Origin of the sequence: Exiguobacterium sp. AT1b (genome assembly GCF_000023045.1) — a bacterium.
Taxonomy (GTDB): Bacteria; Bacillota; Bacilli; order Exiguobacteriales; family Exiguobacteriaceae; genus Exiguobacterium.
Genome location: NC_012673.1, coordinates 1016288 through 1036846, shown reverse-complemented (window position 1 = coordinate 1036846; position 20559 = coordinate 1016288). Strand labels below are relative to the sequence as shown.

Here is a 20559-nt window from a genome sequence, read left to right as displayed (position 1 = left end):
GAGATAGGAAGTTTTGAGATGTTTCGAATTATGACGATTTTGATAAGTAGCCGAATAAAAAATCCGTCCATTGCAAGCAGGGCGGATTTTTTAGGGAGAACTTTAAAGTGGTGTGTTATTTACCAAATTACAGATATTCCACCACGAGGGTGCATGATAACGTAGTATTTTCCATAATACATTCCATCAGCATATTTTTGACCTGGTCGAGCGTTCCACATATAGTTCGCTAATGTATCAGTATCTCCGCCATGCAAACTAGTGATCAACTTTGCTGTCTTAACATAAAATGAGTAGTCTGCTTTTTCTAGAGGATAACTGATTATAGATGCTGATTCACCTCTAGTATATGCATCTATTTTATCGCCAGAGATAATCACTTCTTTTCCGCTACCTGAATAATCATACTTTGTGCCAAATAATTTATGAGCTGTATAAACTGCATCTTTGATCTTATACGAGGTCAGATACTTACTATGCACCCAGCCCGTCTTTCCACTGAACGTCACTTTATACCAACTGTTATATCTTTCTCCAGAGGAAACAATGAACTCTTTTGGAATCGAAACAAGTGTTTCTCCGTTTGTCGCATAGGTGCTTTGTAGTGGGGCGTCCTCTTTCACTTGATAGATACGAGGCACGAAAGTCTCTTTCGTGTACCGTGCTTTCAATTGCGAGCTTGCGACCCATCCGGTCTTCGAACCATAAGTCACCTGTGACCAGCTCTTGTTAACAGCTAAGCGTGTCACTTGTTTAGCTGCAGGTACTTTCGTCACGATTTTCGCTTTCGTTGAGCGGGACGCATAGAGGGTCACCGTTTTTTTCGTGTCCATCACGTCCGTCTTTTTGACTTCCATCAGATCCCGTGAAGCGACCCATCCGGTTTTTCCTTTATACCGTACTTGGCTCCAACTCGAATTCACGGCCGTTCGCTCGAGAGATGCACCAAACGGGATTGTCATCACACGCTTTGATTTAGATGAGCGAGTCGTATATGCTTCCGTTTCGACGTTAGCATGCATGCCCTTCACTTGCGTACTTGCCTCTACTTGAGGTGCCTCCCCTATGAACGGTGTGGCGGGGGCGCCTAAAAGAGCAATAGAGAGCAGACCTGCTGTGATTCCTTTCAAGATTTTCATCGTATTCACTCCTGTCAATATCATGAGTCATATTATACCATCTGAAAATCGTTTTCCCTGTTTGTACAAGATAAAGGATGGATATTCATGTTAATGGTTGTAAAGAAGGATGCAAGTGTAGGCAAGTCGCACAACCGAACCCATATGAGACTCCCAAGAGACAAACACATGAAAACGGAATTTTTCTCAATCAGACAAGATATATTCATAGTTCGAGGGTAAAGGTTCCAGTCCGAAAAGCGTACGAGTCTCGTTCCACTCCGGTGGGAAGATCATGTCTCCTCCATATTCGCAGCGGCCCCCTTGTTGATTTTCGATGGTCAGGTTCCACTCCGTTCCATCCATGATTTGATCGTAATGTCTGTAGTATTTTTTCCACGTAGGGGTGTTCAGCGACAATAAACGTTGATACAGGATCATGCCTTCTTCTGAATCGAATCGTTCATGTTTCGTCTTCGGAAGTGTCCAGGGGTCTCGTGATTCGGCATGTCTAAATGCTGTCGTGCGAGAGACGGTTCCGTCCTCGAAGAATCGGATCGTCATTTCTGTCACATATCCATCTCGTGGAATCAACTTCAGCGTGGCGTTCAGAAGAGGCTGTGGTTCGAGACACGGGCCAGCGCTCGGACGATAGGTCAGCACTTTTCTTCCGATGACTCTGGAGAAAGGCGACCGGTTCCTCGGGCGAGAAAACACCTTCTCTCTTAGTACGTACAGAAAGAGCTTCCATTTGTGTTGAACATCGATGGGCAAGAGAATCCTTCCTTTCTATCATGACTTCCAAAGTCATCTATATATGAAATAGAGATTGGACCTCTCTCCAGTTATGAGGATACTCACAAGCACCAGTATATTTGAGTGTTTCTCCGTTCGGAAAAACAATAGTCAACGCCCAGTGTCCCCCATCCACAAAGGGTTTACCGGTTGCATAGTCTGTTTTCCAATCTTGAAATCCGATGTTGAGAAACTGTTCATAGATTGTTTCGGAAGTGGCCCGGTCGTACCATCCGCCTCTCTGGCGAAGCAACTCAGAATCTCCCCGCTTTTCGTACGTGTGTTTGACCAATCCTCTTTCAAAAAAGGTCAGAGTTGATATCGTTTCGAGAATGTCCGCATAGGATTGGCCGATGTAGGTGTTTTCGTAGAGAGTGGCTTTAAAGAGGAAAGCATCCGGCTCAATCAACGCATCGATTGGGAACGATATGCGATATGTCAGTTCGTTGAGTTTGTATGGAACCATGAACTTCCCATCATAACCGAACATCTCAGTGAACTTATAGCGTTTACGGGCATCAAGTTTATGCCAAACCAAGTCATCATGGGAATAGATTGTGGGTAAAGGGGTGTAGTCAAATTCAGGTAATCGGTTGTCTAACATAAACTGGTTCTTCTCGCGGAATCGCTCGAAAAAAGTATGTACATGCTTCATCATGATGTTGTTCTCCTAAACGATGATTTGAATGAATCTAAGAGTGGCGTGCTGAAAATACGATTTCATTATAGGTCATCTTTGTAAGTGAACGATGTAAGATAAATGACCAGGTCGAACGATTAAGATGTATGTCGAGGGATGGATCATGATATACCACAGAAAAATAATAAAAAAGGTAAATTTAATCCAAAATAAAGTTGTTTATTCATAGATAGATGGATATAATTTACAGGGTAAAATCAAACAGAAACTGTGAGGAATATCATGAAACCTTTGTATACACGATTATCGATCGGCGTGCTGAGTGGGATGCTCCTGTTCGCCCCGGTCACGGCCGAAGCAACGGCAAACTCGGACTTTAACGCCCGTGTCGCCCCGTCGACGACGCTCCTAGAAATGAAAGACAAGAAGTTGGTCCCGCTCCAGAAGACGAACGCGACGAAAGAGTATCGCATCGTCCGCCCGTCCGGTTGGTATTATCTGGCCATGTCAGGTGGCAAACGCATTTACGTGAAGAAGAGTCAAGCCGAGGTCGTCCCGGCCCGCTCGTTGACGAAATCACGGATTCAATCAGCGACGAACCGTCCGCTCATTCATACATACATGAAAGAGACCGATGCCCACATCCCGTACGAGTATGATCGCTTGACGACCGAAGAAGCGAAAATGTACGCGGATCAGGCACTCGCAGGCAACTGGTACATCCCGGCGGAGCCGAAACAATTGTCTGTGCCGAACATCGACACGTTCAACTGGCATAAGGACGTGCCGGCTGTCGACAATAACTCATTCCCGTTCCAGATCCACTATATGACGGTGTTGAACCAATTGACGCAGGCGTATAACGACTCAGGCAACCTCGCCTATCTTCAATATGGGGAGCGTCTCGTCAAAAGCTGGACGAAAGCACACCCGGCCTATAACTACAAGCGACTCAAGTGGGGATACAATGACCAGGGCACTGCGCTCCGCGTCTTCCATCTATTGAACTTCTGGGACGTGTACAAGCAGACGTCGCTCAACAAAGACTCGGCGTTCACCGAGCTCATCTTAAAGACACTGTATGAGCATGGCGAGATTTTAGCATCCGCTGACTTCTATAAAAAAGAACACAACCATGGAATCTTCCAAGACATGGCGCTCACGGCGATCGCACAGACGTTCCCAGAGTTCGACAAGAGTAAGACGTGGCAGTCGCTCGCGAGCTCACGCCTTCAGGCACAACTCGCCTTCAGCATCTCGCCTGACGGGACTCATCTGGAGCATTCACCGTACTATCATGTGTACGTGTATCATACGTTGTCACGGTTTATCGAATGGGCTGACGCCAACGCCTTCGTCTTGCCGTCGCGGTCGGGTTATATCGAGAAGATGCCGGACCAGCTCACCTATATGTTGAAGCCGAACCGGACGCTCCCGATCTTCGGTGATACGACAGGCTATTTAAAAGCGATGAACATCATTCCGAATACAGAGAACTATCCGGAACTTTCCTACGCCGTCAGTGGCGGAACGGAGGGGACGGTGCCACAACTGTTGACGAAACAACTTGGCGACCAGTACAGCTTCATGCGTGAATATTGGTCACGTCCACCGGAGTCGTTCTCGGGTGCGACCCAAGTGATGATGACGGCGGGGTACCATAGTACCGCCCACAAGCACGCCGATGACTTGAGCATCGACCTGTACGGACTCGCCCGTGACTTCATCGTCGAGACGGGACGCTTTGGCTACTCGAAGGACCCACGACGCCAGGAAGTGCTCAAGGTCGAGGCGCACAACACCGTGCACCGCTACGGGGACAATCTTGACTTGAGTGAAAGTATGGTCGGCAAGAGCCGGATCGTATCGGTCGAGGACAAGGGCGATACGAGTATCGCCATCGGAGAAAGTGCCCTCATCGGGAAAGGTGCGACCCATCGCCGGACGCTCGTCTATGACAAGGCGAAGACGCTCGTCGTCTACGACAAAATCACTTCCGAGACACCCGATATGTTCGTGCAGCGATTCCATCTCGGCGACGGCTTGAAGCCATACGCCGGCTCGACGGACGCGCAGAACGTGACGTTCCGGGATGACAAGCGCCGGACGATTCAGTTGATGCAGCTCGAGACGGACGAAGAGTCGTACATGTCGATTCAGCCGAGTCACTTGTCTGTCCGCAACTTCGAGTGGAAGCCGCGTGAGCAGGTCGTCTCGATCGAGTATGGGGATGACGTCCGTTACCTCACGCTCATCCGGATCGACCGGACGAGCACGTCGATCGTCGACGCCTCGTTAGCCGAGCAACCGGAGCAATACGTCGTCACGTATACGCTCTCGAACGGCACGACGAATACGATCAACGTACCAAAATGAGCAGGGCCCAGCGAAAGCTGGGCTTTTTTGTGTGAACGAATGGGTAACTCTTGAATCCCACCATTTGCTAAGGTAGAATTTTCAAGTATAACAAATGACAAGTGAGGGAACGAATGGAACATTCAATCGCAAGGCTCGTCGCCCAATTTGGCGGCTCGCTCGCGGCACGGGGGAGCCACGGGTGGGACGTCGTCATCTCGGCGGGGACGATGTGTTATCAGTGGAAAGGAAGACGGGTCGTACCGGAGGCGCGACTCGAGAAGACCGGGACAGGTCGGCTCATACGCCCGTACGGTCGTTATTACGTCGTTCGTCTTGACGGCAGACAGATGCTCGTCTCAGCGTCTGAGGCGATGCTCGTTATGATGCGCCCGCTCACGAAAGCGAGGCTGTCCGACCGGATGGACCGCCTGCTCGTGCATCAGTACATCCAGGACAAGCGGCCGATCGCCCCATATCGATATGAGCGGCTGACGGACGACCAGGCCGTTCGGTTCGCGGACGGTGTCTTACAAGGCGACTGGTACATTCCGGCAGCGCCCGATGCGTTACGTGTCGCGGACGTCACCACGTTCGATTGGGATCAGATGGTGCCGCGGGTGGACAACAACTCCTTTTACCTCCAACTCCATTATTTGACGACAGTCCATCAGCTGACCCGTGCCTTCGAGGTGACGGGAGAAACGGCTTATGTGGAACACGCCGCTCGGATCGTCGATAGTTGGCATACACGTCATCCTGCATTCACGGTCAGTCGGAAGCGTGAGGCGTACCATGAGCACGGCACGGCAATCCGCGTGTTTCATCTGCTCGGATTCTTTGAGGCGTACCGCTGTGCAACGATCGAACGTGACCCATCCATGACCGAGAAGTTATTGAAGATGCTGTACGATCATGCCGTCCTGTTGGCGACGCCGACGTTTTATCGGCCGCGTCATAATCACGGGCTGTTCCAGGACATGGCGCTCTTCGCCATCGCCTCCTGTTTCCCAGAGTTCGACCGAAGCCCGGAATGGGAACGGGTCGCCCGCGCGCGTCTCGATGCCCAGCTCGATTCGAGTCTCGCCACAGACGGGACCCATCTCGAACATTCGCCGGGCTATCACGTGTACGTCTATCATATGTTGAGCCGCTTCGTCGACTGGGCGAGCGTGAACGGATTCTCCTTATCCGACCGGTTTGACGTCATCGACGCGATGCCGGACCGTCTCGTCCATCTGATCAAGCCGAACCGGACCCTCCCGATGGTCGGCGACACGGGAGGACAGATTCGGGGACGGCATCTGATTCCAGACATCGAATCACATCCGTCACTCGGTTACGCGTTGAGCGGGGGAGGGGAAGGGGTTTGTCCGTCTGAACGGATGGTAAACCTCGGCTCGAACTATGCCGTCATGCGTGAATATTGGACCCATGTAAAGCGTCCCTTCAGTGATGCGACCTACATTTTGATGACGGCGGGCTATCACGGTGCGGCCCACAAGCATGCGGACGATTTGAGCCTCGAACTGTACGGGCTCGGGCGTGACTTCATCGTCGAGACGGGGCGATATGGGTATGCGGACTGCGAGGAACGTTTGGAGGCGATGCGCGTCACGTCACACAACACCGTGCATCGCCTCGGGGACGAGCTCGATTTGTCGGTCGAGCGGGTCGGAGAAAGTGGGATTGTATCTGTTGAACCGATTGGAAAGCAGGTGGTGGCGACAGGGGTGAGCCGGCTCATCGGAAAAGGGGCCCTCCACACTCGGAAAGTCGTCTACGATCAAGCACGGACGCTCGTCGTCTTCGACCGCATCACGTCACCAGAACCGGATCTGTTCGTCCAGCGCTTCCATGTGGCGCCGGGGCTCGACCTCGTCGAGGGGTCGCCGGAGTCCCAGAACGTCCGATTCATGGATGCGTCGAATCGCGCCATGCAGATCGTCCAACTCATGACAGGGGACGAATCGTATATGACAATCGAAGAAAGTCACGTGTCGGCTCGTGATTTCGAATGGGTGAGTCGTCCACAGGTCGTATCCATCGAATGTGGCAAAGACGTCCGCTTCTTGACCCTCGTCCGACTTGACCGGACGCATTCTCGCATCGTGAAGACGCAGGTGGAAGAAACAGGGGATAGGTACATCGTCTCATATTGGCTTGAGAGCGGGACAAAGCACGTCATCCGGATTCCGTATTGACTCGATTATAAAAAAAACAGACGAATTTGAGTTTTTCCTTGATGATTTTTGCCAACAATATTACAATAATTGTATAAGAATCATGTATATCATTTACATATGCGAAAATGTTTGGATGACGATAGGGATAAAGTCATACATTCTTTTGAACTAGTTCTAGGCAAAACGCATGAAGGAGGACCTAATGAGTCGCAAGGAAAGACGGATGAAAAAGAGAATGATGAGTGGGCTTCAGGTAACGCTTGTCGCGATGTTGCTGGTGGCGGGGTTGTTTTGGACGCGCGCGGCGGACGATGCGGAAGCGAATGACTTCATTCTTCCGTCCACGACCGGCGAACAGTTGACGTTCAGCGGGATGGCGCTTCGCCTCGACCCGAAAAGAGGACCGTACATTCATGGGAATGCTTCCCATTACCCACGTGGATTTAAAGAAGTGTATATCGATCAAAACCGCGGTTATTTGACGGTCAAACGGGACCGTTTCGACTCGGTCGTCTCGATCATCACGGACCCGGACGAGACGCTCACGGCTCGTGGGATCACCATCGGTTCATCAGGTGGTGGCGTCATCACGAACCTATACTTCTATCAGAACGGACGGCTGCTCAATTTGGCGGACCCGAACGATTACGCGATTATAGCGGGCGTATACTCGAACGTCTGGTTGACGATCATCAGTCAGCCGAACGGACAATGACATCCTCAGCCGAGGATGTCATTTTTTGTAGGCTTCACTTGTAGACGGCGTCTTTGTAGCCGAATGATCGGATCGTGAGGTTGTTCAATCGTTTCGCTCCGTACATCTCAAAGATGACGGTTTCGGACGATTTCCATCCTCCGAGGTTGATCTTGTCCATTGAGACCGGACCCCCATCTCGATAGTTTGCGTTCACATCGACGGAGAAGAAGTGAGTGTTTCGTAACCATTCCTTGTCACTCGAACGGATGGCGACATATGTCCGATAACCGGATTCAATCACTTTCGCCTCAAAGGCAGGCGGCTCTTGCTGATAGGCAGCGAGTGGTTTGTCATTGATCGAGACGAGTTCGATCCGAGATTCTGAGTAATTCGGTCGTGCGACTGCTTTCGTCTCCATGACGAGGCTGCGAGTCGTGTTGCCGTCGATGGTGACGAGTCGATTCGATCCGACAGGGACATCGTACACAAACGTCTGGTCTTTCTCCTGGCTGATATACCATTCTTTCTTCTCGATGAGTGGACGTTTGAAACGGATTGACTGCAATGTGCCATCCGCGACCATTCCGGTGACGGCACGTGTATATTGATTGTAATAAGAAGCGTTGTCGACATGGTCATGGAACGTCTGGACCTTCAGTTGAGAATCTGACGTATGCACGTAGGCCGGTGTCGTCTGTTTCGTCGTCATGACCGCATCGACGAGACGGACGATGTCTTTCAGGTCGGTCGCCGAGTTGACGAGGCGTTTGCTCGGTCCAGCCGCCTCATTTTGGCGAAGTGCCGTCACATAGTCGCCGACATGCGCTGTCGTGTAGGGAATGTTCAACGTGTCGAGAGTAGCCGTGACCGATGCTTCGTTCACGTTCGAGAACATCTTGTCGATGGCGAGTTCGGCTTTCCCCATTTTCTTCCCGCGAATCGTCTTCGATGGCTTGATCGAACCGATGACGCCGTTCTTTCCTCCGAGGACGTGCGTCTTCGTCGGTGCCGCGACGGTACGGACTTTGAGCGTGCTCGTCCCGCGTACGACGACATCTGTGTTGCGGATGTTCAAGAAGCCGACCTCTCCTGTATACCGAACAGGAATCTCATATGAATATTCCGTATCTTTTGAGATGTCCCACCGTTCGATTGTTCCTTTTCCGGCGATCTGGACTTCCCCTGCCGTATGGAGTTGCTCGATCTGACCGTTCAAGGTGAGTTTTTGTACCTCGCCATCGATTGCAGGGTCATGAGCATGTGCGTTCGCGACGACTTGACGGAGCGGTCCTGCCGTCGTCAAGGTGAAGTTCGGTGACATCGGATTCCAAGGGATGTATAAGCTGTCGATCCGACTCGCTGCCGCCTTGTCGATGACGAGTGAGCTGGCAGGTTGACCGAGCGGGAAGAAACTGAGCTGTTTCCAACCGATCAACGTACGGTCCTTTGTTTTCGGTACGACCAGCATGCTTTTGAGTGCCGTGCCGTTCTTTTGGAAGAATGGCTTGAGTGCGGGGTCGATCTTATAGCTGATCCCGGAGATACTGACGATATCCGTGCCTTTATAGCTCATGACTTCGTTCATATCATAGGAAGCAATCGGTGTCTCGAGCGGCATGACGGACCGCATGGAGAGATACCCCTTCGTTTTACCGATTTGGACGTGGGCCCACGAGTTCGTCTTGCTGAGGAGCGTGACTTTCGTGTTCGTCTTCACGGTCATCAAGGTCTTGGTCCCTTTTTGCGTAGACGCCTTCAGTGGGGTGGATTGGACCGTCTTATACGACGGCGATGCCGCCTCGACGGACTGCATCCCGAATAGGATGACGAATAATAGACTAAAACCTAACAACTTTTTGTACATAACTGTACCTCCTTCTTTCTAGAAACCATTATATCCCAAACGATTTCGCCATCTCTCGTGTCTTTGTCATAAAGAGGGAATCGTTTTTTGTGGAAATTGTAAAAACCTTAAAAATCTTCAATTTGTGATTGTTTATTGGACGCGTTTCCGTTACGTTAGAACTAGAGCGAATTGTACATATGGGGGAAAAACGGACGACTTTGGGGCAATGGGATTATACATAAGTCGAACGATGTAAGCGCTTTCCTTCGTGTGTCTTGTTCGCAAATCCGAAAGGGGAACTGGACATGGCAAAGAAATCATCACGTAAACTGTATACAGCGCTTGCCGTAGCGGCTGTATCGACGGCATCACTCACGCCAGCTGCTGTCACAGAAGCTGCACCGAAAGCATCGGTCGTCAAGGCGAAGTCAGGGTATGTATACAAAGGAGATTTGGATGCAGCACTCGACGCTACATATAAAGGGGCGCCAATCTACTGGTACAAATCAAGCGTTGACCTCGAGAAGCTCGGCACGTTCCAAACAGCACGTGGGATCGTAAAAGGAAAAGGCATGTACATCGAGAAACGTGTACGCGTCCTCGATCATCCACTCGAAATCCTTCCGCCGTCTGAGCCACTCGTGTTCAAACAAGGGAAGCCAGCAGTCGGAATCGTGAAGCAAGATGTGCGTTTCGCGAGCGGCACTTACGAAAAACCAGTTCGTTGGAGCGGGATCAACACAGATGAAGTCGGCGAATTCGTCGCGACGGCTACATACACGAACCGCGGAAAAACGATCACACTCGAAGTTCCTTATAAAGTAGAAGGATACAAGCTCTCGATCATGCACACGAACGACACGCACGCAGCGCTCAAGTACGCACCGAACCGTGCGACAGCAATCAAGCAAGTTCGTGCCGAGAAGCCAGATAGCCTCTTGATCGACGCAGGGGACGTCTTCTCAGGATCGCTCTACTTCAACGAGTTCAAAGGTCAAGCCGACCTCAAACTCATGAACTACATGAAATACGACTTGATGGTGCCAGGTAACCACGAATTCGACCTCGGTACGGAGCAAGGACATAAAGAACTTTCTGACTTCGTCCGCTATGCGAACTTCCCGTTCGTCAGCTCGAACGTGGACTATTCAAAAGACCAATACATGAAGAACTTGTACCGCAACGAAACGACGGATAAGGCGTATAACGGTCGTTTGTATGAAGGGGTCATCAAAGTGGTCGACGGCAAGAAAGTCGGATTCTTCGGTTTGACGACGGAAGAGACGGCTTCAATCGCTAGCCCAGGACCAATCGAATTCCAAAACTACATTGACGAAGCGCAAAAAGCAGTCGATGCGTTCGAAGAGATGGGTGTCGACCAAATCGTCGCCGTGTCACACCTTGGTTTCAACGACAACCCAGCGTTCGACAACGACCAGTTGCTTGCTGAGAACGTAGATGGCATCGACATCATCGTCGGTGGTCACACACATACGCGCTTGAACCAACCGGTCATGGTCACTGAAGGCAAAACTGAGCCGACATTGATCGTTCAAGCATATCAGTACAGCGAGTTCCTCGGGACACTCGATGTCGAGTTCGACAAAGACGGGAAAATCGTCAAACATGCAGGTAGCTTGATTGATGTGAAGGCACTTCAGCCGGACCCATACGCGGTCTCACTTCTCGCACCGTTCAAAGAAGTGGTTGATGGCATCAGCAACGATCCAATCGGCGTCACGCTCACGGCACCACTTCTCAACCCACGTGTGGATGACGAAGGCAACGAAACCGGTGTGAGTGTTCGTAAAAACGAGACTGCACTCGGAAACTTGATCACAGACGGCATGCTCACGAAAGCGAAAGAGTATGATTCAGCTGTCATCGGTGCCGTTCAAAACGGTGGTGGAATCCGTGCGAAAATCGACCAAGGTCCAATCACGACAGGCGAAGTGTTGACGACACTTCCATTCGGAAACACGCTCGCGATCATGGACTTGAAAGGTAGCGAATTGAAAGCGGCCTTCGAGCGTAGCGTTGGCGTTTACCCGCTCGAAAGTGGCGGTTTCCTCCACGTATCTGGATTCAAAGTGTTGTTCGACAGCTCGAAACCGGCTGGCGAGCGCATCGTTAGCTTGGAATACAACAACGGCTCAGAATTCGTAGCAGTAGATGATGCGACGAGCTATAAAGTCGCAACGAACTTCTTCACAGCGCAAGGTGGAGACAACTACGCTGAGTTCAAGAAGGCATTTGATGAAGGCCGCGTCAATGACCTCGGTCTCATCGACTGGGAAAACTTCCGCGATCACTTGATCAGCCTCGGTGAAGAAGTCACACCGGCTGTTGAAGGACGGATCGTCGACGTTAATGCTGCAGAGTAAGTGAATAATGATTTTAGGGACGGATCCACGTGTGGGTCCGTCTTTTTGATGTGAAACGCCGGGCCGTACATTTGTCATCAAATTGCGACCGACATGTAACTCTGTTAAGATACGATAAGATGAAGAAATACTGATTACTTAAAAAAGGTGGAGCGGACGTATGGATGTAAAAGCGACGCTACGCGACGTGCAAAAGCATATCGCGTGGTTAAAAGAAGAAAAAGAACGAGTCAACCGAAAAGAGGCATTGGTCGGGGATGACTTGATTACCTTAGATGAACTTCCTTCTTTGTCGAGACAGGCGCAACGCCCGCGTCTAGATGACAAACTGTTCGAGGAACAACAAACCGCATTACAGGCAGAGCTCGAAGCAGCTCGGAAACGCCTCCCAGAACTTGATGTGACACGCATCCAGTCGAACGGGAGCAGTTTTTATGAGAAGGCGAATGTGCATGTCGCGTTCGTCGGACCGGTCAAGCGGGCCAAAGAGCTCGAACGTCTTTGTCACACCCATTACTTTGAGAACGTGACAGGCTTTTTAGAGTTGCTTGAAGCAGAAGACATCGATTTCCTGCTCATCTCGGCAGCGCTCACAGAAGATAAGACGACGGCCTTCCATCACATGGGGACGCCACGCTCGCACTCTCGTCACTGGCTCGGAAACTTGATTCGCAAGGCGAAACAAAAGGAGATCCGTGTCGTCTTCGAAACGACACTCGATACGAATCATTTCGACCGCTTCTCGTCACTTGCCGCGCAATGTGATTACATCTTCACGGCAAACGAGGAGCGTGTGACGGAATATATGGAAGAAGCCGGGCATGAACGGGTCTTCGTCATCCGTCCGGGAGTCGACCCGCTTCACGTCAATCCGATCGGGATGACGCGCGGCAAGGTAGACCGTGTCGTCGTAACGAACCGTTTTCCCGTCCAACGGTTCGCAAAAGATTTGGAGACGCTCGCGCAAGGCGTTCGCGATGCGAACAAAGAACTCTATGTGATGCGTGAGGCGAATGAGTCGAAAGCGTCACTCGCACCGAAGTCGCTTCAAGATGTCCTCGTCCATGGGGACCCTGAGGATATGGAGAAGCTGAAAGAGACATCGAATTGGGTGCTTCACGTCAATGAAGTGAAGAACAGTCCGACGATGAGCGCGCAAGCCATCTATGAGGCACAGGCTCGCGGGCAACTCGTCTTGACGAACTACAACGTCGCCGTCAACAACGACTTCCCGAACGTGTTCATCGCCACAAGCGCCTTGGACGCCCAAGGGATTTTAGAGATGTTTAAGACGGACGAAGAGCGTCTCGAGCATCAACTGTCTGGTGTCCGGACCATCTTCTCGAACCATACGATGTACGACCGCTTCAGTGAGATGTTGTTCACTCTCGGCATCCACCATGAAATCCGTCGTGACGTCCTCGTCATCGGTCGCGGTGATGTGACGGCGACACGTGAACAGTTCGAGCGTCAGTCATATCCGCACAAGCGCTTCGTCGCCGAAGCGGATCTACAAGAAGTCGACCTACGTACAGCCGACTTTGTGACCGTGTTTGACGACCGTCATCACTATCTCGACTACTATGTGGAAGACTTAGTCAACGCCTTCAAATACACGGACGTCTCGTTCGTGACGAAAGGACAGGACACCATCCATGAGTTCGTAGAAGACTATGCTGATGTGGCCTTAACGATGTTCGCGGCTAGTCACGTGTCGCTTGAAACGCTTCGGAACGACCAACGCGTCGAAGGTCAAGGCTATGCCATCGATCATTTCGAACTGCTCGCCCCAGATGACGTGCTCGTCCCGAACGAACCAGGTGACTATCAGCTTTCGATGATTGTCCCGATTTATAACAACGGTCGCTATCTATACAACAAGTGTTTCTCGAGTCTTCGCCGTAGCTCGATGTTTGAAGACATGGAGATCTGGCTCGTCGACGACGGTTCAACGGACCAAGAGACGATCGGTTATATCGAACGTCTCGTCCGGAAGTATCCGAACGTCTACACGTACTCGTTCAACGACGGCGGTAGCGGGAGCGCCTCACGTCCACGGAACAAAGGGGTGGAGCTCGCGACGACGCCATATATCGCCTTCCTTGACCCGGACAATGAAGCGGTCAACGACGGCTATGCGGCACTGTTCCGTGTCATGCAAGAGGATGACACGCTCGACCTCTCTGTCGGAAGCATGTTGAAGCTTGCGAACCGTGAAGCGATGATCGAACTCGAAGACCTCGAGAAAGATGGCGTTCGCGTCATCGAAGACCCGAGAGCCTACTTGCTCGAGCACAACTTCAAGGTGCAGAGTATCCAGACGATGGTCATCAAAAAAGACTTCATCCAGAAGCATGATTTGAAACAAGTCATCGGCGCGGTCGGACAAGACTCACTTTTCTTCCAAGAGATGTTCCTCAGCGCAGGACGCGTCGCTCTGCTCGACTTGACGATCCATGACTATTACGCGGCCGTCGCCGGTTCGACGGTCAATACAATCACGAAGAAATACTTTATGAAGTGTGTCATCCGGGAGACGGCAAGGGCGAAAGCGTTCGCTCGCGAAGGCGTACTCGACCAATACCGCTCGACTCGATTCGAACGGTTCTTCTCGATGTGGTACCTCGTCTTCTTACGCCGCAGCAAGCCGGAAGAATTCTTCGACAACGCCGGAATGCTTTATGAAATCATCGAACAGTATCGTCCGATGGAACTAGAGACGCCGATTGTGAAACAGTTCGTCGACTTATATGAATCAGGACAAAAAGAAGAATTGAAGCGTCTCTATTTTGACGCATACTTGTGAGGTGAGACCATGAGCAATGAACTAGAAAAAGAAATCGGATTGTTGAAACAGCGAATCAAACTTCAAGAAGAGGAGATTCGTCATCTGAAGCACGATGAACGATTGTTGCGACAAAAACATCGTCGCCTCGTCCAAAAGTATGGCGACCTTCTCTATACGTTCGAATGGACCGTCCAGGCGTTTGAGAAGAAAGAACAAGCGCTCACGGACGTGAAACGTAAATACGAAGTGGTGAATAAGAAGTATCGTCGCCTTGTGCAGTCGAAAGCCGGTAAGGCGATTTTGAAGGCACAAGCTGTCGCACGACGCATTCGCAAATAAAGAATCGGATTCGGGAGAACCGATGATTTGGAGGATATGAGGATGGATTGGCAGAAAAAAGCACGTCGCGCCGCTTACCTTGGGGTACAACGGTCGAAGCGACTCGGTCGTAAAGTGTTGAAGCGTCCGAACAAATCGCATCAACTACGTGAAGTCGTACCGAACTGGTATACACGTTCACCTTACGTACATGTGGAAGGGACGGACCTCGTCTTCACAGGGGACGAACCGGTCATCTTGACGTTCCGACCGAACGCAAGTTCAGACATCATCTCCGTGAACGATTTGGTCGAAGCGGGGCAAAAGACGTTCACGGCCGTGATGCGCGTCAAATCGCGTGAAGGCTTGATGCCGACGTTGACGTTAGAAGTCGTTCGTAAAGGGGGACGTACCCGTTACGTCACCGTACAGGACGGCGACCACGTCGATGTGACACTCGGAATGGGTGAACAAATCGTCCGGGCCCACTTGAATGTGGAAGGGAAAGGGGCGTTCAGCCTCGTCGACCTCACGCTCGGAACGCTCTCGCTTTGGACGGTGGAAGGGACGGCCGCGAACATTTCGGTCGACGCCTTTGACTTCCGCTATCCGCTCACGGCGGCGTCACTCCGTTCGCTCAAACCACAGAGTGAGATTGCTCACTTCGATGGGGACACGCTCGTCGTTCGCGCCGAAGGGAATCAATATACGCACTACGGCGTCGACGAGGTCGCGCTCCCACACGTCGATACGGCACGTGGCATCGACTTCGAGACGGGTGATATGGATGATGACTTGTATCGGTTCTATTTAAAAGGAGACCGTACGGGGACAGCGGACGCGTCGCTATTCATCGCGACGTATACGGTGTCAGGACAGGACCGTCTGATCGAGGTGCCACTCGGACTGAGCGGCATCGTCCGCATCGCACCGTCCCATCGTTCCATCCGCTATTTCATCCGCGTGAACGGGTCGGGGCAACTTGAGAACTTGAACATCGGGATGATTCGCGAGAAGAGTGTCCGTCGTGAGGACGTCTTGTCGCTCAAACCGGACATGTGGACGATCCCGGCACCGGACCTCATCAAATTGAAGAGCCGGGATGACCAGCTCGTCGTTCAGTTGAAAGGCGAGGACGACCAGCGTCGCTACATCTCGTATGCCGAGATGAACAACAGCTTCAAGCTTCTGCCGACGGAGTTCCCGTATGAAGTGAAGGCGAACAGTCGTTACCGTGTCACGCTCGACGGTGTGGCCGATGAAGGGGCGAACGTCGTCCTCTACATCATCGCCTACTCGGCGACGGAGCGTCAGATCATGCAACAGGTTCAAATCGGAAGCGAGAAAGTCTTCTATTTCGACCGGGGCATCCGCTTCCTTCGTTTCGCCCTCCGTGTCGACGGTGTGGGCGAGGCACGAATCGACCGCATCCGTGTCGCGGAAGAACTCGTCAGCGACGGTACGGAAAACCCGACGTGGATGGACGTGCGCGAGGCGCGCTTCTTCGCACCGGTCCCGCGTGAGCTTCACGAACTGAAGGTCGCGGCCATCTTCGATGAGTTCACGATGGCATCCTACAAACCAGAATGCCAGCTCATCACGTTCACACCGGACAACTGGAAGACGGTGCTCCTCGATGAGCAACCGGACGTCCTCGTCGTCGAATCGGCGTGGAAAGGGAATGCCGGCGCCTGGGAGAAGAAAATCGTCAAATATGGCACGAACACATGGGAAGAGCTCGACGCGCTTCTCGCTTGGTGCCGTTATCACAATATCCCGACCGTCTTCTGGAACAAAGAGGACCCGATTCACTACGACCGTTTCATTGAAACGGCGAAGCGATTCGACTATGTGTATACGACCGACATGAACCGCGTCCCGAATTATAAAGAAGATTGTGGTCATGACCGGGTCGATGCGTTACCGTTCGCGGCCCAGCCGAAAGAGCATAACCCGATTCGCTTACCGGGGACGCGTGAGCCGTATGCGTGTTTCGCCGGTTCGTATTATGCGAACCGTCACGAATCGCGTAAAGCCGACATGGACCGCTTGTTCGCGGCGGCGGATAAGTACGGTCTTGCCATTTACGACCGCAACTATGCGATCAACCAACGCGGGGAGAGCGACCAGCTCCAGTTCCCGGAACAGTTCCGTCACGCCATTCGCGGCAGTTTGAAGTACAACCAGATTGCCAAGGCGTATAAAGGGTATAAAGTCATGTTGAACGTCAACTCGGTCAACGATTCACCGACGATGTTCTCACGTCGTGTCTTCGAAGGGCTCGCCTGTGCGACACCGGTCGTCAGCACCCGTTCGGTCGGGGTCGACGCCATGCTTGGCGATTACGTCTTCCTCGACGATGGGGAGTCTGACTTGGACGAGACGTTCCGCCGTTTGATGACGGATGACTCGTTCTATGAGGACATCGCGATGCGTGGGATGCGCCACGTGTTGACGTATCACACGTACACGCAACGTCTGGCGAAAATCGTCCAAGACGTCGGCATCCCATACCGTGTCGACCACGAGAAGATTGCCGTCGTCGCCTTCATCAAGTCGCGCGAAGAGGCAGAACGCGTCGTCGCCCAGTTCGAGGCACAGAACTATGAGCATAAACACCTCATGATGTTCCTCGATAAGTTCGAGGATCACATCGACGTGTACAACACGTACAACACGCCATCGATCTCGACGTATATGCGCAGCTACTTGACGCACTATACCTCGTTCACAGAGATGGTCGAATCGTACGATTGGGTCGCCCATTTGAAGTCGGACGATTATTACGGCCCGAACTACTTGAGCGATTATCTGCTCGCGGCACGCTATGCGGAAGCGGACGTTCTGACGAAAGAGGATTACTATACGTATGACGGTCAGCTCGTCAAACAGGACCATGACGAGTCGTATCGTTATGTGTTTGACGCGACACCGTCCCGCTCGATTGTGCAGCCGTCGGCACTCCGCTTCTATACGGTCGAAGAGGCGCTCCACATCTTTGAAGCGGACGAGAGTTTGAACGAACTCGCTCGTTCCGGCAAACGCATCTTCAGTGTCGACCCGTATCAATATGTGAAAGCCGGTGCCGCCATGGATGAAGCGGACCGTCAGGAGGTAACGTTATGACGAAGCAACCGCTACGGATCCTCGTATACGGGGACGTCAATTTGAACTTGATCGACGGCTCGGCCATCTGGCTCACGTCGGTCGTGCATATGTTGAACCAGGACCCGAACATCGAAGTCGACGTGCTCTTGAAGCGCTCGATCGTGAAACCGGAAGTGACGGCGTCGATCAAACAGCTCGACCGCGTCCGCTTCATCGACGTCTTCACGGAAGACTCGACGAAGAAAGACGAGCCGTACTATGAGAAGAAGGTGCTCCAGCCGGAAGAGGCGGCCCAACTCATCCACGAGCTCGTCGAGACGAAACAGTATGACATGACGTTCATCCGTGGGTTCCAGCTCGCCTATGCGCTCTCCGATTATGAACATACGATGAAAAAGACGTGGACGTATCTCACGGATTTCACGCATGATTCATCGGCCGCGTCACAGGAAGAGTTGGCACGTCTGAAGAAGATTGCGGACCGTTCGGCTCGCATGCTCTGTCAGACGGCGGAGATGAAGGCGTATTTCGAGACGTTTTTACAGACGCCGAAGCCGTTCCTCATCTTGAACCCGATGATCCCGAACATGCGCGAGGCGACGCCGACGTTCAAGCGTCAGGCGAAACGTCTCGTCTATACAGGAAAGTTCGCGCCACTCTGGTACTCGGCTGAAATTCTCGACGCGCTCGAGAAAGTACGAGTCCGGATGCCGGACGTCGAATTGAAAGTGGCGGGAGACAAGTTCAACCAAGACCCGAACAACCCGAACTTCCGTAAAGAAGTGACGCATCGTCTTCAAACGGACGAAGGGGTTCACTGGTTGAAAGGGATCCCGCGTGCGGACGTCGAGACGCTCATCGAAGAGAGCGACATCGGCATCTCGTGGCGTCACCCGGACCTTGACGACAGCCTCGAGTTGTCGACGAAGCTCCTCGAATATGGGGCGCTCGGGAAGCCGGTCCTTCTCAACCGCAACAAGATGCACGAGATGTTGCTCGGGTCGAGCTACCCGCTCTTCGTCAATTCGGAAGACGAGTTCATCGAAAAGGTCGAGCTCGCCTTCACCCATCCGGCCATCTATAAGGATGCGGCGGAACGTCTCTACAACATGGCGAAGAATTATTCGTTCGCCAGCACGTTCGAACGTCTCCGTGACGCGATTTGGGAGATGCAGAAGACGACGATCCTCTTCGCCGGTCACGACTTGAAGTTCATCCGCATGTTCATGGAACGTTTCGAGGCCGACCCGAGCTACCGGGTCCTCGTCGACCAGTGGGACGGACACAAGATTCATGATGTGAATCACAGCAAGGCATGTCTCGCGCAAGCAGACGTCATTTTCTGTGAATGGGGCCTCGGCAACGCCGTCTGGTACTCGCAACATAAGTTGCCGCATCAGCGCCTCATCGTCCGGATTCATCGTCAGGAGAAAGAAACACCATTTCCACGGGAATATGCGCTCGACAACATCGACCGCATCATCCTCGTCTCACCGTATATGTTAGAAGAGATGCATCGTCTCTTCGGGATTCCGCGTCACCAGATGACGGTCATCTACAACGCCGTCGATGCGGACAAGCTCGACAAACCGAAACAGGCGGACGATTTGACGTTCCGTCTCGGGATGATCGGCATGAACCCGAAACTGAAGCGTCCCGACCTCGCGCTCGACGTGCTCGAAGAGCTGCTGAAGACGGACAAACGGTACCAGCTCCACTTTAAAGGGCACCATCCAAAAGATGTCTATTGGATCGGGAAACGGGAAGAGGAGAGCGCGTACTACGAGGCGCTATTGAAACGCATCGAAGAGTCGGACCTTCGTGACCACGTCCATTTCGATGGACACGGAAATGACGTCGACACATGGCTCCAATCGATCGGCTTCGTCTTCTCAACGAGTGACTTGGAAAGTTTCCATCTCGCACCGGCCGAAGCGATGGCAGCAGGATCATACCCGCTCATCCGCCACTGGACGGGTGCGGAAACGATTTACCCAGACGAACTACTCGTCACGGACACGTCGAAATTTGTCGATACGATCCTTTCTTATAAAGAAGAGAACGAGAAGCTGATGGCGGACGCAAAAGCCTATCAGGCGTATGCCCGTAAACATTTCGCGCTCGATCGTCTCTATCGAGAGATGGAACAAATCATTTCAGGCAAAACACACGAACAATTTGCGACGACATTGTCATGAAAATGTAATTGCACCAAAGAATTGTTCAAGAGTATAATGAGTATTGTTTTATTATCGAATGTGAAATAAAATGATGGACAATGCGCTATTTAAAAAGCGCGTCAAAACATTTGGAGGTTACCACAC

12 protein-coding genes are annotated in these 20559 nt (G+C 52.0%); 8 read left to right on the top strand and 4 right to left on the bottom strand.

Annotation, left to right across the window (positions count from 1 at the left end; genetic code table 11):
- Positions 1-119 precede the first annotated feature (119 nt).
- The 3 genes from EAT1B_RS05370 to EAT1B_RS05360 all read right to left on the bottom strand — a co-directional run bounded on the left by EAT1B_RS05370 (position 120) and on the right by EAT1B_RS05360 (position 2571).
- A complete protein-coding gene (locus EAT1B_RS05370; protein WP_012727123.1) occupies positions 120-1139 on the bottom strand; it encodes an SH3 domain-containing protein in 1020 nt (339 codons plus the stop codon).
- A 186-nt stretch (positions 1140-1325) separates the two neighbouring features.
- On the bottom strand, positions 1326-1691 hold the full coding sequence (locus EAT1B_RS05365) for a hypothetical protein (RefSeq protein ID WP_158303579.1): 366 nt from the start codon (positions 1689-1691) through the stop codon (positions 1326-1328).
- Between the two features lie 238 nt (positions 1692-1929).
- Positions 1930-2571, bottom strand: a complete 642-nt coding sequence (locus tag EAT1B_RS05360) for a hypothetical protein (protein WP_012727121.1) — start codon at positions 2569-2571, stop codon at positions 1930-1932.
- Between the two features lie 264 nt (positions 2572-2835).
- Between EAT1B_RS05360 and EAT1B_RS05355 the strand changes: the two genes are divergently transcribed.
- The 3 genes from EAT1B_RS05355 to EAT1B_RS05345 all read left to right on the top strand — a co-directional run bounded on the left by EAT1B_RS05355 (position 2836) and on the right by EAT1B_RS05345 (position 7809).
- Positions 2836-4929: a heparinase II/III family protein gene (locus EAT1B_RS05355; RefSeq protein ID WP_012727120.1), complete on the top strand. Its 2094-nt coding sequence runs from the start codon at positions 2836-2838 to the stop codon at positions 4927-4929.
- Between the two features lie 113 nt (positions 4930-5042).
- The gene (locus EAT1B_RS05350; protein WP_012727119.1) at positions 5043-7112 is read left to right on the top strand and encodes a heparinase II/III family protein; all 2070 of its coding nucleotides are present in this window, start codon (positions 5043-5045) and stop codon (positions 7110-7112) included.
- Between the two features lie 184 nt (positions 7113-7296).
- Positions 7297-7809: a hypothetical protein gene (locus EAT1B_RS05345; RefSeq protein ID WP_012727118.1), complete on the top strand. Its 513-nt coding sequence runs from the start codon at positions 7297-7299 to the stop codon at positions 7807-7809.
- A 34-nt stretch (positions 7810-7843) separates the two neighbouring features.
- Here the strand turns inward: EAT1B_RS05345 and EAT1B_RS05340 are convergent, their stop codons facing one another.
- On the bottom strand, positions 7844-9655 hold the full coding sequence (locus tag EAT1B_RS05340) for a hypothetical protein (protein WP_012727117.1): 1812 nt from the start codon (positions 9653-9655) through the stop codon (positions 7844-7846).
- Positions 9656-9942: 287 nt separating this feature from the next.
- Here EAT1B_RS05340 and EAT1B_RS05335 point away from each other — a divergent pair, with 287 nt between their 5' ends.
- The 5 genes from EAT1B_RS05335 to EAT1B_RS05315 all read left to right on the top strand — a co-directional run bounded on the left by EAT1B_RS05335 (position 9943) and on the right by EAT1B_RS05315 (position 20433).
- On the top strand, positions 9943-12021 hold the full coding sequence (locus tag EAT1B_RS05335; protein WP_012727116.1) for a bifunctional UDP-sugar hydrolase/5'-nucleotidase: 2079 nt from the start codon (positions 9943-9945) through the stop codon (positions 12019-12021).
- A 160-nt stretch (positions 12022-12181) separates the two neighbouring features.
- On the top strand, positions 12182-14827 hold the full coding sequence (locus EAT1B_RS05330) for a glycosyltransferase (RefSeq protein WP_012727115.1): 2646 nt from the start codon (positions 12182-12184) through the stop codon (positions 14825-14827).
- Positions 14828-14836: 9 nt separating this feature from the next.
- Entirely contained in the window at positions 14837-15148 is a 312-nt protein-coding gene (locus EAT1B_RS05325) for a hypothetical protein (RefSeq protein ID WP_012727114.1), read from the top strand.
- Positions 15149-15190: 42 nt separating this feature from the next.
- Positions 15191-18253, top strand: coding sequence for a glycosyltransferase (locus tag EAT1B_RS05320; protein ID WP_012727113.1), 3063 nt, complete (start codon positions 15191-15193; stop codon positions 18251-18253).
- Positions 18250-20433 (top strand): glycosyltransferase, encoded by a 2184-nt coding sequence (locus tag EAT1B_RS05315; protein WP_012727112.1) that lies wholly within the window; start codon positions 18250-18252, stop codon positions 20431-20433. The genes EAT1B_RS05320 and EAT1B_RS05315 overlap by 4 nt, the downstream gene beginning before the upstream one ends.
- The last annotated feature ends 126 nt before the right edge of the window (positions 20434-20559 follow it).